Raw genomic sequence first — 14178 nt, 5'->3', positions numbered from 1 at the left:
AGTTCATCATTTCAGTTGGAATTAACATCACTTCAGGCAAAAAAATTAATTTAAGCATAGGTATTCCATGCTTTGATTATTTAACGGTGATGTTTGCAAATAGTTGTTAAAAACATGACAATATTACCAATGATAGCCAAATAAAAACGAATAACATAATGACAAAAAAACCTGAAATACTAAACTATAAACAAGTTGGTACGGGCAAACACATCGTACTGATACATGGTTTATTTGGTAGTTTAGAAAATCTTAATATGGTGGCAAAACCATTGGCACAAAACTATTGTGTTACCAGTGTCGACGTTAGAAATCATGGTGATTCATTTCATGCTAGCACTATGGAGTACTCCGAATTAGCGCAAGACATCATTAATTTGTTAGACCATTTAAATATTGATACTTGCCTATTATTAGGTCACTCAATGGGCGGTAAAATTGCCGTTCAAGTCGCGTTAGCGCAACCAGAGCGTATTACAAAGTTATTAGTTGCTGATATTGCTCCGGTTAGCTACCCGCCTCATCATTTAAAAATTATAGCCGGTTTGCAAGCGATCGATTTATCTCAAGTAATGAAACGCAAGGATGCTGATACTCAGCTAGCTCCATTTGTCGATAACATCGGTGTTAGGCAATTTTTATTACGTAATTTAGCATTAAATTCACAAGGTAAATTTGCCTTTAAATGCAGTCTTGAAAATATCAGTTTATGCTATCCGCAGATAATGAAAGCGAATCAAATACCTGATAATAGCAAAGCTTATGCTGGACCAACTTTGTTCATCAAAGGAGGTAATTCTGATTATATTCAAACTGAACACAGAACAGCTATCGCTGCACTGTTACCCAACAGCAAAGCAAAAATCATTCAAGGCGCAGGACATTGGCTTCATGCTGAAAAGACTATTGCCTTTAATAAAATTGTCGCGGACTTTATTAAGGCCGAATTTCCATAAAACAAAGAAATTATAACAGCCGACTTCTATATCATTGATAAAGATCAAAATGCTTACTACTAACAATCGCTATTATTATTTACCTAATAGCAATAAATGCTAATGGTATGGCGTAAATCGTGTGTTATAATGCGGCCAATTTTTTTGGCCTTAGTCTTAGTATTAATTGGCCTTAGTGTATAAGAAACAAACAACCACTATGCTAGTAGAACATTTAGAGCTTATTGAGGCAATTGGCCTTAATTTATTTTTCCTTTTTATCTTTGGCTTTATTGGCCTTTCTATTTATGATGTGATGAATAGAAACGATGTACCAAGAATGGGTAAAGTGGTCGTTTATTTTGTTTTATTTTTAGGCTGTGCAGGCTTTATTGCGAAAGGTATTATCCAGTTTATCTGGGAAAGTCAGGGTGTTGGTTAACTCATGGCAAAAGAAATAACTGACTTAACCACTATTGACCTATTTAGTGATGAAAGACGTCCTGGGCGTCCGAAAACGAATCCTAACTCACGTAGCGTACAGATAAAGATTAACAAGCGAAATCAGGTAAAGCGTGACAAAAACAAGGGTTTAAAACGAGTAGAGTTTAAAGTCCATCACAGTTTATTTGAACAATTAGAACAATTAGCTGAAACTCAACAAATGAGTCGTAGCGAATTAATAGAGTCGCTACTAATAGAATCATTAGCAGCACACATTAAGTAATATGAAAGCATAATAAGGTAATATTTCATGGCAATCGTAGGTTTATTCTTTGGCAGTGATACAGGTAACACTGAAGCAATTGGTAAAATGATCCAGAAAAAATTAGGTAAGCAAATGGTTGACGTCAAAGACATCGCCAAGAGCACTAAAGAGGAAATCGCAGAGTTCGATTTGCTTATTTTAGGTATTCCTACCTGGTATTATGGTGAAAACCAATGTGATTGGGATGATTTTTTACCTGATTTAGAAGCAATAGATTTTACTGATAAATTAGTAGCTATCTTTGGCTTAGGCGACCAAGAAGATTACGCCGAATACTTTTGTGATGCTATGGAGCCTTTACGAGATATCGTTGAGAGTAAAGGTGCTATCGTTGTTGGTAACTGGTCAACCGACGGTTACGAATTTGAAGCGTCAAAAGCTCTTGTTGATGAAAACACTTTTATTGGCTTATGTATTGATGAAGACAGACAAAGTGAATTAACTGAAGCACGTGTTGATAAATGGCTTGCTCAATTAAACGATGAAATGTGTTTAGCCGAATTCGCTTAATAACCTTGTTATAATCAAGGTTATAGTTAAAAAAGCCCATTTATTGGGCTTTTTTTTTCACTTTTACAGCCAAAGCGAACAATTTGTTCAAAGAATAAAACTAAAGCTTTTCTCTTCCTCTATAACCCCCTATAATTTTGCTATTGAATTACTTATCACTTTAGAGAGTTAATATGGCTGAACAAAACGAAGAACTTAAAAGAGCTGGATTAAAAATCACCCTGCCTAGAATAAAGATCCTCAGTATTCTTCAACAGCCAAATAATCAGCACATCAGTGCAGAAGATGTTTATAAAATATTATTAGAACAAAATGAAGAAATTGGTTTAGCGACTGTTTATCGAGTATTAAACCAATTTGATGATGCTGGCATTGTTACTCGCCATCACTTTGAAGGCGGTAAATCAGTATTTGAATTAGCCCATAAAGCTCACCATGACCATTTGGTTTGTTTAAAATGTGGCAAAGTTGTTGAGTTTGAAGATAATGTCATTGAACAAAGACAAAGTGATATTGCTGTAGCACATAAAATTAAGCTAACTAACCATAGCTTATACTTATATGGTGAATGTGAAGATCAAGTAGCTTGTGAATCTTTTAGAAAAAAGAATCAATAACAAAAGTTGATCCATTAAGTTGAAGGAATAAGTTGATACTATAATTAACTTAACCTTGCTTGATTTAGTGTTTTGTAAATAGACTAATAAATAAAAACGCTGTGATATAATTATCACAGCGTTTTTTATGTCTTAGTTTTACTCGTTCAAATAGCTAACTGAAATATATGCAAACAGTTAAGATTAAGCTTTTTTCAAATAAGCAGACACCAATACAATACGAGTGCCATTGACCTTACCTTCAATATGTTCAGGATTATCCGTTAAGGTAATACCGCGTACCATGGTACCTTGCTTGGCGGTAAAGTTTGCCCCTTTAACTTTTAAATCTTTAATCAAAGTAACATTATCGCCATCTTGTAATTCTGCACCATTACTATCGCGCGTTGGTCCATTACTGCGCTCTGCAGCAATACCCTGCTCTGCCCACGTTTTCACTTCATCTTCTAAATAAATCATGTCTAAAGCATCTTGAGCCCAACTCTCAGATGAAAGTTTGTGCAGCATACGATAAGACATAACTTGTACTGCTGGCTCTTGATTCCACATGCTATCATTTAAGCAACGCCAGTGATTCAGATCTAATTCACTCTGCCCGTCAATTTGTGATAAACAATTTTGACATAAGTAAATAGATTGCTGAGCACTTAAATCACTCGTTGGCGGTACCGGATAAACTACCAAGGTGTCTGTACTAGTACAAAGTTCGCAGCTATTGTTGCTACGGTTTTTTAATGCTTGTTCTGTAGGCATAGTTTTTCCAAAGATAATCGTTGTTTTAATGGCGTAATTATACTCGCATCATCTTATATTTCTATGAAAAAACTCGCTTTAACGCTTAATTATCCTCGTTTAGCGAATAGCTGTAGACAATGCCTATTCTTCAATGATAAAACTCGCTCATATTAAAAACCTTAAGTAGCAGGCTTACCTATGACCAGCGAAAAACCCCAAAACGAATCTTTTATTCAAAAAATAAAGTCAACTAGTTTGGTTAGCCAAATAATTGTCGCTATTATTTTAGCTAGTTTACTAGCTGTAATATCACCCGAGTCAGCTAAAGCATTTGGTATGCTCGGCAGCTTATTTGTTAACGCCTTAAAAGCAGTTGCCCCTATTCTGGTGTTAGTATTAGTTACCTCAGCGATAGCTAATCAGAAAATGGATAGCAGTGCTGAGTTAAAACCTATTGTTGGCTTATACTTTTTAGGTACCTTAAGTGCCGCTTTGGTTGCCGTATTATTAAGTTTTGCTTTTCCCACAGAGCTTACCTTAGATCTTGCTGGAGCGACTGCAAATCCTCCGCAAAAATTAACCGAAGTATTGGCTACACTCGCTTTTAAAGTGGTTGAAAATCCTGTGACGGCAGTTGCTAGTGGTAACTTTATAGCTGTGCTTGCTTGGGGGTTAGGCTTAGGCTTTTCATTAAAGCATGCAAGTGAATCTAGCAAGGGGATGGTACATGATTTAAGCGAAGCTATTTCAAGTGTTGTGCGTATAGTAATACGTTTTGCTCCACTAGGTATCTTTGGCTTAGTTGCAAATACAATTGCGACTACGGGTTTTAGTGCTTTGGGCGAATATAGTCATTTGGTAGCAGTACTACTTAGTGCCATGTTAATTATCGCCTTGCTAGTTAACCCTTTAATTGTGTTTATCATCACTAAGAAAAATCCTTATCCTTTAGTTTTCACTTGTCTTAAAGAATCTGGTATTACCGCTTTTTTCACCCGTAGCTCAGCCGCAAACATTCCCGTGAATATGGCCTTATGTAAGAAATTAGATTTACATGAAGATACCTACTCAGTTTCGATCCCACTAGGTGCCACCATCAACATGGCCGGTGCAGCAATTACCATTACCGTTTTAACTTTAGCTGCGGCCTACAGCTTAAATATTGAAGTGAGTTTTGCGACAGCAATTTTATTGTCTGTGGTAGCCTCCATTTCAGCTTGTGGTGCTTCTGGTGTGGCTGGTGGCTCACTATTACTTATTCCATTGGCTTGTAGCTTATTTGGTATTAATAATGATGTCGCTATGCAGGTTGTTGCTATTGGCTTTATTATTGGCGTTATTCAAGACTCGGCAGAGACGGCTTTAAATAGCTCTACTGATGTTGTATTTTCAGCGGCAGCATCACACCATATAACTAAAGAGTAAGGTGAGTAAGCTGATATAGCTGGCATAAACAGTTCATATAAAAAAGGCGCATAGTACTCTTGGTACTATGCGCCTTTTTATTTAAACGTTCAGCTTGTCAACTTAGCATGATCTATTTGCATACCTAGCTTAGGGTCACTCTCAATAAATGGTTGGCAAATGAAATGGCCTATCGCCGCTACCAATTCATTGTCGTAATACAAAAATGCAATACGTTTACGTTGCCATGGCGCTATATTTAACTCCTGCAGTACTTTTTTAACAGTACGGGAGTGTTGCCTAAAATGAGGCAAGCATTTGGGGTTTTCATGGCAAAAGCGAACACTGACTTGCTGTCCTAGCATCGGTAAGGAAATGCGAGGCAGATTTGTCCGCGAATCAGTGTTTATCACGACATTCGTATTAAAGCTCAATTCGCCCAAGTTATCCGGTAAAACCAGTACATTATTGCCAAACATCAGAGTATCTTGGAACAAGTCAACTTGCCCTTGCCAATTGCTAATATCACTATATTCCGGCGTTAAAAATAATGTGTTTTTAAAACGTCTAAAAACCTGCTCTGCCACTTTAATTTGAGGGCTTTTATCTTCATCAGCCTGCAGTTGAAGTCTTACTTGATTAACTTGCTCTGTACTTGGCATCAAGCAACCTTGTTGTGCCATAAAAAAACGTATTAGGTTATTAAAGCGTGCTGGTGATAAGGTCGTTAACGCTGAAACATGCAAACCCGAGTCTCCCGTTTTACAAACGGTTAAATCTTGTTCGGCAAGTTCATCTAATAACTCTTGTCCTGCTAAGCAATGGCTAGCACTTCGATTAATAGTGTTATTTATACTAGGCCAACGCTCACGTAACAGTGGTATTATTTTTTGTCTGATAAAGTTACGGTCAAAACAAGTATCAAGATTAGATTCATCTTCCACCCAACTAAGCTGATGATTTTCAGCATAATTCTCTATTTCTTGACGAGCAACGTTCAATAAAGGTCGAACCAATAAATGTTGGTCAAGCTGTGTTTGTACTGACATTGCAGATAAGCCTTTTAAACCAGCACCACGTTTAAGTGCTAGTAAAAAGGTCTCACTTTGATCATCACTGTGATGCCCAGTTAATACGACAGATTTTTTCTCCCTCAAAGACTTAAGGGCATTATATCTGGCATCACGTGCCAGTGCTTCCAATGACTGTTGTGCTTTTGACCGCACATTAACACGCTTAACAATAAGGTTAACTGACAGTTTAATACACTCTTGTTCGGCAAGTTTTTGCCAACGCTCAGCATTACCACTCAGTCCATGGTTAACATGACAGACCGTAATTTCATTATTGATAATTTTATTTTGCTTTAATTGCACTAAAGCATGTAAAAGCACTTGCGAGTCGATACCGCCACTATAGGCAACAATTAACTCAATATTTCCGTGCGTTTCGAAAAGGGTCTTGAGGGTATTTTGAAGAGCTGAAGTTATAATATTCATAGAAAAAAGCCGACAGCAGTTAACTGCTGTCGGCTAGGTTATTTAACAGTAACCAAATGACATTAATCTATCGTAACGTTGTTCGATAAGCTCATCTTTACTTAAGCCTTCTAGCTCCGACAAATCTTTTTTAATTGCTTGTTTAAGGTGTGCAGCCATCACATCCATATCACGATGAGCTCCGCCTAGTGGCTCCTCAACAATGCTATTTATTAAATCTAGCTCTTTGATACGCTGTGCTGTAATACCCATTGCCGCCGCAGCTGTAGGAGCTTTCTCGGCTGTTTTCCATAAAATAGACGCACACCCTTCAGGTGAAATTACTGAATATGTAGCGTATTGCAACATATTCACTCTATCACCAACACCAATGGCTAATGCGCCACCAGAGCCGCCTTCACCAATAACGGTACAAATAATAGGTACAGATAAACGCGCCATCACTTTTAAGTTGCGAGCAATAGCCTCACTTTGACCACGCTCTTCTGCGCCAACACCTGGATAAGCACCAGGAGTGTCAATAAAGGTGATGATAGGCATATTAAAACGTTCTGCCATTTCCATTAGACGTAGCGCTTTGCGATAACCTTCTGGACGAGGCATACCAAAATTACGCTTAACTTTCTCAGCAGTTGAACGACCCTTTTGATGACCAATGATCATCACTGGCTTACCGTCCAAACGTGCTGTACCGCCAACAATAGCATTGTCATTAGCATAAGCGCGATCGCCTGCTAATTCATCAAACTCGGTGAAAATACGCGGTATGTAATCTAGCGAATATGGGCGTTGTGGATGACGAGCTACTCTAGCTGTTTGCCATGCATCTAAGTTCGAAAAAATTTTCTTCGTTTGCTCTTTATTTTTTTCGCGTAATTGAGAGATTTGATCTTCGATATCAAGATCAAGCTCTTGGCCGTTATTTACTAACTGTAGCTCTTCTATTTTTGCATCAAGTTCAGCAATAGGCTGCTCGAAATCTAAAAAGTTTAATGACATGCTTATTTTTACCTAATAAATCTAGTTAATTTTTTAAAATCGTTTTTCACTACTTAACCAAAATACCTTGAGTTTAGTACCTTAAGCAATACTTTACATAAAGTATTCTTGCTCAATATCTTAAGCTAAGCAGTTGTTATTTAAATTCCATGGCGACACGTTCTTCACCAAGCAATGTTTTTAATTCGTATAGTAACATATCGGCTGGCGTTACTCGCCATTGAACGCCTAACTCAAGCATAGCTTGGGCTTCTTCGCGCTGATAAAAAACTCTCACTGGACAGGTGCCTTCTTTAAAAGGTGTTAATACCTGAGTAAACTGTTCGATAAAATCATCTGCTATCAAGCTGTTATCAACTTGAACATCAATGGAACTAAGATAATTTTCTCGCGCATCAGTGATAGTCATTATATCCCGAGCTGTCATTGTATTACCACCAGAATAATCATCAAAGCTGACCTGTCCACTACAAACCAAAATAGCGTCATTTACCAGCATCTCTGCAAAGCGATCATAGTCATCTGGAAAAAGACGAATATCCATACGAGCACTCTTATCATCTAGCGTCACTAATGCCCAGCGACGCCCGCGTTTATTGACCAGGACGCGTACGCCTATCACTAAACCAACAGCAACAGCTTGCCTATCTCGACCCGTTGGTTGCATAACAACTAGGCGGCTCGAAGAATATTTTTTTATTTCAGACAAGTAGCGATTAATGGGATGGCCGGTTAAATAAAGCCCTAAGGTTTCTTTTTCTCCATCTAGCCACTTTTCCTCAGGCCAAGCTCTGACTTCTTTAAAAGTTTGTCTGGAATCAGTTTGTTCATCATTTATTAAACCAAAAAGGTCATTTTGACCTAACGATTCTGCTTTTGCATGTTGCTCTGCTGCTTTAATGGCTTCTGGTAATGTTTCAAAGAGAGCCGCTCGATTAGCGCCCTGCTCTTTTGCTTTCCCTTGTACATACTTAGGGCCAAGACTATCCATAGCACCTGATTTAATTAATTTTTCTAAAACACGTTTATTAGTTTTTTTAAGATCTAGACGTGCACAGAAATCAAATAAGTCTGTGAAAGGGCCGTCTGATTGTCGAGCACTAATAATAGCTTCAATAGGGCCTTCACCAACTCCTTTAACAGCACCAATACCATAAACAATTTGATTATCACTATTAACGGTAAATTTATATTGTCCAGCGTTAACATCGGGTGGCAATAAATCTATTTCCATATTGCCACACTCATCAACTAAAGTGACAATTTTTTCAGTGTTGTCCATATCAGCAGACATTACTGCGGCCATAAACGGTGCAGGGAAATGTGTCTTCATCCATAACGTTTGATAAGACACTAAGGCATAAGCCGCAGAATGCGATTTGTTAAAACCATAACCAGCAAATTTTTCAACCAAATCGAAAATTTTCATGGCAAGTTCGCCATCAACACCACGATCTTTCGCACCCTGTTCAAAACCGGCGCGCTGCTTAGCCATTTCTTCTGGCTTTTTCTTACCCATTGCACGGCGAAGCATATCTGCACCACCGAGTGAGTAACCTGCAAGTACCTGCGCAATTTGCATTACTTGCTCTTGATACAAGATAATGCCGTAGGTTGGCTCAAGCACCGGCTGTAAATCTTCATGCTGCCAAGTGGCGTCAGGATAACTGACTTCTTCACGGCCATGTTTACGTTCAATAAAGTTATCAACCATGCCTGATTGTAATGGCCCAGGACGAAATAACGCCACTAATGCGATAATATCTTCAAAGCAATCAGGTTTTAATTTATCAATTAAAGACTTCATACCGCTAGATTCAAGCTGAAAAACTGCTGTGGTTTTCGAGGCAAGTAATAGCTTAAAGCTTGCTTTATCTTCGAGATCAATTTTGGTGATATCGATTGGCTCTTTGCCGGCTTTTATCAATTTTGCATCAGCCATTTCAATGGCCCATTGCAAAATGGTCAGTGTTCGTAGACCTAAGAAATCGAACTTAACTAAGCCAGCATCTTCTACATCATTTTTATCAAATTGGGTTACTGGATTTTTACCTTCATCATCACAATATAATGGGGCAAAATCGGTAATAGTAGTCGGTGAAATAACAACACCACCCGCATGCTTACCTGCATTACGTGTGGTACCTTCTAAGATACGACACATATCAATGAGATCTTTGACATCACTATCTTGTGCATAAACTTCTGGCAGCTTTGGCTCTTCTTCAAATGCTTTAGCTAAGGTCATGCCAGGGGTAGGCGGTATAAGTTTTGAAATTCTGTCGACAAAACCGTATGGGTGGCCAAGTACACGACCAACATCACGGATAACCGCTTTTGCCGCCATAGTACCAAAAGTAATTATTTGCGAAACCGCATCTCGCCCATAAAGCTCAGCCACGTGATCGATTACTTCATCACGTCTATCCATACAGAAATCGATATCGAAATCAGGCATAGAGACACGCTCAGGGTTTAAGAAGCGCTCAAAAAGTAAATCATATTCAAGTGGATCGAGATCGGTAATATCTAGTGCATAGGCAACTAAGGAACCAGCACCAGAACCACGACCGGGGCCAACGGGGATATTGTTATCTTTACTCCATTGAATGAATTCCATAACAATCAAGAAATAACCGGGGAAGCCCATGTTATTTACCACTTCTAGCTCAATAGCTAAACGTTCATCATAAGGTTTTCTTATTTCGGCAAAATCATCCGCTTGACGGTCGAATAATTGATCAAGTCGTTTTTCTAACCCTTTTTCAGATACTTTGATAAAAAAGTCATTTATCTCCAAACCTTCCGTGGGAAAGTCTGGTAAGACGTATTCACCTAAGGTGACAGTGACATTACAGCGTTTAGCAATTTCGACACTATTGGCTAAGGCTTCAGGGATGTCGCTAAACAGCTCGCACATCTCCTCTTCACTACGTAAATATTGCTCAGAGCTATAACGCTTAGGTCGACGTTTATCATCTAAGGTAAAGCCGTCATGAATAGCAACGCGAATTTCATGGGCATCAAAGTCATTTGGGGAAAGAAACATCACCTCATTAGTTGCAACTACTGGCAGATTTTCTTTTTCGGCTAGCTCAACGGCAAGATGGATATAATTTTCTTCATCATTACGACCTGTTCTGACTAACTCTAGAAAATAACAACGATCGAAATGTTGCTGATAAAAACTCACCATTTCATCAACTAATTCAGTATTCCCTTTTAATAAGGCTTTACCTATATCACCTTCTCGGCCACCAGAAAGTAAGATTAAGCCTTCTTTATATTCAACCAGCCACGACTTATCTATCACAGCTTTATTTTGTATGTGTCCACGCATGTAGGCTTTTGAGATAAGTTCAGTTATATTTTTATAACCTACATTGTTAGTAGTAAGTACAACTATACGTGACAGTTCATCTTCCAACTCATCACTTTTCACCCAAAAATCACAACCTATAATTGGTTTAATTCCTGCGCCATGAGCAGCGTGATAGTACTTAACTAGACCACATAAATTAGTTTGGTCAGTTAAGGCAAGTGCTGGCATATTAAGCTCAACAGCTTTCGCAACTATCGGCTTTACTTTCTTCAAACCATCACACATAGAGTAATCACTATGTACGCGTAAATGAATAAATTTTGGCGGTACAAAAACGCTTGGTTCTGCTTCTGTGGCAATTTCTCCGCTAAGCATATCAGTCATGGTATGTACCTAATACTCTAGCGACAGGCTTAAAGCTTTGTCGATAACAATCCAGTACGCCATGCTCGATAATTTTTTCTAAATGAAGTTTAGTTGGGTAACCTTTGTGCTTGGCGAAACCATATTCAGGATGGAGTTTGTCTAAGGCTATCATTTCATTATCGCGAGCTACTTTAGCAATAATAGACGCAGCACTTATTTCAGTAACTCTAGCGTCACCTTTCACTACCGCTTGGCTAGCAATTTTTAAATTTTGTTGGTTACTTTCACTGGCATTGCATAAGAATGTAGGACAACGATTACCATCAACAAGCACAAAGTCAGGTTCAACATTCAGTCCTTCAACAGCTCGCTGCATCGCAAGCATAGTGGCGTGTAATATATTCAAGGTATCAATTTCTTGTGGAGAAGCACGCCCTAATGACCAAGAGATTGCCTTTTCCTTTATTTCAAGGGATAACAAGTTACGCTTCTTTTCTGATAATTTTTTCGAGTCCATCAATCCTTCAATCGGGTTATCGGGATCTAAAATTACCGCCGCTGTAACCACATCACCAACTAAAGGACCACGACCGACTTCATCAACACCCGCAATGCAATACGCGATAGGGTATTCAAAATCAGGGAAAATTTGCTTACTCGCCATATTATTTACTCGAGATAAGGTATTCTTATCTTATTGGTTAGTTATTATTTGTTATTGCTTAAAAGTTTCGAAGATAAAACATCAAGTACAGCCTTAGCTGCTTGTTTACTCGCATCACATTTTAGTTGTTGATGTATTGCAGTAAAACTATCATTCAATTGGCTTTGATCCTGATATAGACGCTCTTTAACCAAAGGCACAATATTTTCAGGGCAAACATCCTTTTGCAATAATTCAGGGACTAAAGATTTATTTGTTAATAAGTTTGGTAAAGAGAACCATTTCAACTTAACAAACCTACGGCCTAAGAAAAAGGTTATTGGGCTAAATTTATAACAAATAACCATGGGTCGTTTAATTAAAGCAGCTTCTAAGGTTACTGTACCCGAAGCGGTTAATAAACAATCACTGGCAGCCATTACCTGTTGCGTTTGATTAAGCACAATCTCTATATCTAAATCTGGAGCAAGTTCAGCTTTAAGGGCATTAAATTGATTGGCCCGCTGCTCACTGATCATGGGCGCGACAAAGAGTAGTTCACTATCTTGAGCTTGTAATTGTTTAGCACTTTCAAAAAAATCTTCAAGTAAACGTGATAACTCACCACCACGACTACCTGGCATCAATGCCAAGATTTTTTTATCTTGTGCTAAACCAAGCTTGTCTCTGGCTAAAACTTTATCACTTTGCATCGGAATATCATCCGCAAGTGGATGACCAACAAAAGTACAAGGAACATTGTGCTTATCATAAAAAGCTTTTTCGAAAGGCAACAAGGCTAAGACCATATCAGTAGCTTTGGCGATTTTAAAAATACGTTTTTCACGCCAAGCCCAGACTGACGGACTAACATAATGAACCGTTTTAATACCTTTTACTTTAAGTTTTAATTCTAGACCGATATTAAAGTCAGGCGCATCAATACCAATAAACACATCGGGTTTATTGGTAATAAAAAAATCGGTTAAGGTTTTACGGACATGTAATAAACGTCTGATTCGGCCAAGTACTTCGACTAACCCCATGACCGATAACTCGTCCATAGCGAATAGGCTTTCAAAACCTAAGGCTAGCATTTTGGGTCCGCCAATACCGATAAATTTAGCATGCGGATGAGTCTGTCGTAAGGAAGTGATCAGGCCTGCGCCGAGCGTATCGCCTGAATGTTCACCAACAACCATTGCAAAAACAGTTTGTTGGTGAGTGTTTTGATTTTGAGTAGTCATAGACGTTAAAGGTACTTAAAGTTAACTGTACCTATATACCCAAGCCACTTGAAGATACGTGTTTCAGGACGCTTGAGCGATTCATGATCAAGGAGCCTCATTTTATTAAGGGTTATTCCCTTAAAAAAGGAGGCAACGAAGAACATGGTTTGCTCAGACGTCCCCGCAGGGCTGGTTTAGAAACGCTTTATGCTGCGTTATTGATTTCGACAAGGGAACAACCCTTCTCTTCAATCAATGCCTTGCTTAAAGGCTTTCTAATTCCCGCTGAAACCTGCATATTCAGGTAGCTTGGGTATAATAACGGTACTGGTATTAACGGCACATGTTTAACATATTAAGTTTAACGAATGATACCGCGATTAGATTCTTTGATTGAATTACAAAACGCTTGTAATTCTGGAGATTGGGCTGGCATTTCATTGATAGCGCTTAATGCGTCTTCAACAGAAAGCCCTTGTCGGTACAACACCTTGTAAGCACGTTTTATCGTTAGAATGGTTTCTTTATCAAAACCACGACGTTTTAAACCTTCACTGTTTAAGCCAAAAGGTTTAGCCGGTTGACCTGAAGCCATAACATAAGCAGGAACATCTTTAAGTATTAGGGCATTACCAGCAATAAAACTATGTGCGCCAATATGGCAGAATTGATGAACACCTACCATACCACCAATAATAGCGTGGTCACCTACATGGACGTGACCAGCAATAGAAGCATTATTTGCGAAAATGCAATGACTTCCAACAATACAATCGTGGGCCACATGGGTATAGGCCATAAATAAATTATTACTGCCAATTTGAGTAATACTATTATCTTGAATCGTGCCACGATGAACAGTACAAGATTCTCGAAAGGTATTGTTATCACCAATGATCAATTCAGTTGGCTCACCGTCATATTTAATGTCCTGACAGTCTTCACCAATACTTGCAAATTGAAATATACGGTTACCTTTACCGATACGGCTTGGGCCATTAATGACCACATGCGAGCTGATTTCACAGTTATCGCCAATCACAACATTACTGGCAATATAAGTCCATGGACCTATAGACACATTTTTGCCAATAACGGCACCTGGTTCAATAATAGCTTGGGGATGAATCATACGTTTAATCTTCTAATA

Annotated in this window: 13 protein-coding genes; 6 read left to right on the top strand and 7 right to left on the bottom strand. The window is 38.5% G+C overall.

Translation table 11 applies throughout. The features are described 5' to 3' along the window. Positions 1 to 158 precede the first annotated feature (158 nt). The 5 genes from CPS_RS07025 (at position 159) to fur (ending at position 2831) form a co-directional block, all read left to right on the top strand. Entirely contained in the window at positions 159 to 956 is a 798-nt protein-coding gene (locus CPS_RS07025) for an alpha/beta fold hydrolase (RefSeq protein WP_011042415.1), read from the top strand. A gap of 199 nt (positions 957 to 1155) precedes the next feature. Then, entirely contained in the window at positions 1156 to 1377 is a 222-nt protein-coding gene (locus CPS_RS07020; protein ID WP_011042414.1) for a DUF2788 domain-containing protein, read from the top strand. Between the two features lie 3 nt (positions 1378 to 1380). Continuing rightward, on the top strand, positions 1381 to 1662 hold the full coding sequence (gene ybfE / locus CPS_RS07015) for a LexA regulated protein (RefSeq protein WP_011042413.1): 282 nt from the start codon (positions 1381 to 1383) through the stop codon (positions 1660 to 1662). A 27-nt stretch (positions 1663 to 1689) separates the two neighbouring features. Beyond that, the gene (gene fldA / locus CPS_RS07010; protein WP_011042412.1) at positions 1690 to 2214 is read left to right on the top strand and encodes a flavodoxin FldA; all 525 of its coding nucleotides are present in this window, start codon (positions 1690 to 1692) and stop codon (positions 2212 to 2214) included. A 173-nt stretch (positions 2215 to 2387) separates the two neighbouring features. Beyond that, positions 2388 to 2831, top strand: coding sequence for a ferric iron uptake transcriptional regulator (gene fur, locus CPS_RS07005; RefSeq protein ID WP_011042411.1), 444 nt, complete (start codon positions 2388 to 2390; stop codon positions 2829 to 2831). A 183-nt stretch (positions 2832 to 3014) separates the two neighbouring features. Here the strand turns inward: fur and CPS_RS07000 are convergent, their stop codons facing one another. Continuing rightward, a complete protein-coding gene (locus tag CPS_RS07000; RefSeq protein ID WP_011042410.1) occupies positions 3015 to 3584 on the bottom strand; it encodes a PhnA domain-containing protein in 570 nt (189 codons plus the stop codon). A 180-nt stretch (positions 3585 to 3764) separates the two neighbouring features. Here CPS_RS07000 and sstT point away from each other — a divergent pair, with 180 nt between their 5' ends. Continuing rightward, positions 3765 to 4991, top strand: coding sequence for a serine/threonine transporter SstT (sstT, locus tag CPS_RS06995; RefSeq protein ID WP_011042409.1), 1227 nt, complete (start codon positions 3765 to 3767; stop codon positions 4989 to 4991). An 89-nt stretch (positions 4992 to 5080) separates the two neighbouring features. Here sstT and tilS read toward each other — a convergent pair whose 3' ends face one another. The 6 genes from tilS to lpxA all read right to left on the bottom strand — a co-directional run bounded on the left by tilS (position 5081) and on the right by lpxA (position 14160). Next, a complete protein-coding gene (tilS, locus tag CPS_RS06990) occupies positions 5081 to 6469 on the bottom strand; it encodes a tRNA lysidine(34) synthetase TilS (RefSeq protein ID WP_011042408.1) in 1389 nt (462 codons plus the stop codon). 42 nt (positions 6470 to 6511) lie between these two features. Next, positions 6512 to 7468 carry an acetyl-CoA carboxylase carboxyl transferase subunit alpha gene (gene accA / locus CPS_RS06985; protein WP_011042407.1) on the bottom strand — a complete coding sequence of 319 codons (957 nt, stop codon included), beginning with the start codon at positions 7466 to 7468 and terminating at the stop codon, positions 6512 to 6514. A gap of 136 nt (positions 7469 to 7604) precedes the next feature. Further along, on the bottom strand, positions 7605 to 11165 hold the full coding sequence (dnaE, locus tag CPS_RS06980) for a DNA polymerase III subunit alpha (protein ID WP_011042406.1): 3561 nt from the start codon (positions 11163 to 11165) through the stop codon (positions 7605 to 7607). 1 nt (position 11166) lies between these two features. Beyond that, complete coding sequence (gene rnhB, locus CPS_RS06975; protein WP_011042405.1) at positions 11167 to 11820, bottom strand: ribonuclease HII; 654 nt, start codon at positions 11818 to 11820, stop codon at positions 11167 to 11169. 44 nt (positions 11821 to 11864) lie between these two features. Further along, positions 11865 to 13046 (bottom strand): lipid-A-disaccharide synthase, encoded by a 1182-nt coding sequence (lpxB, locus tag CPS_RS06970; protein ID WP_011042404.1) that lies wholly within the window; start codon positions 13044 to 13046, stop codon positions 11865 to 11867. A 343-nt stretch (positions 13047 to 13389) separates the two neighbouring features. Continuing rightward, positions 13390 to 14160 carry an acyl-ACP--UDP-N-acetylglucosamine O-acyltransferase gene (gene lpxA, locus CPS_RS06965; protein ID WP_011042401.1) on the bottom strand — a complete coding sequence of 257 codons (771 nt, stop codon included), beginning with the start codon at positions 14158 to 14160 and terminating at the stop codon, positions 13390 to 13392. Positions 14161 to 14178: the final 18 nt, after the last annotated feature.

The sequence above is a fragment of the Colwellia psychrerythraea 34H genome (genome assembly GCF_000012325.1).
Classification (GTDB): domain Bacteria; phylum Pseudomonadota; class Gammaproteobacteria; order Enterobacterales; family Alteromonadaceae; genus Colwellia; species Colwellia psychrerythraea_A.
This window is presented reverse-complemented; position numbering and strand designations above follow the sequence as displayed.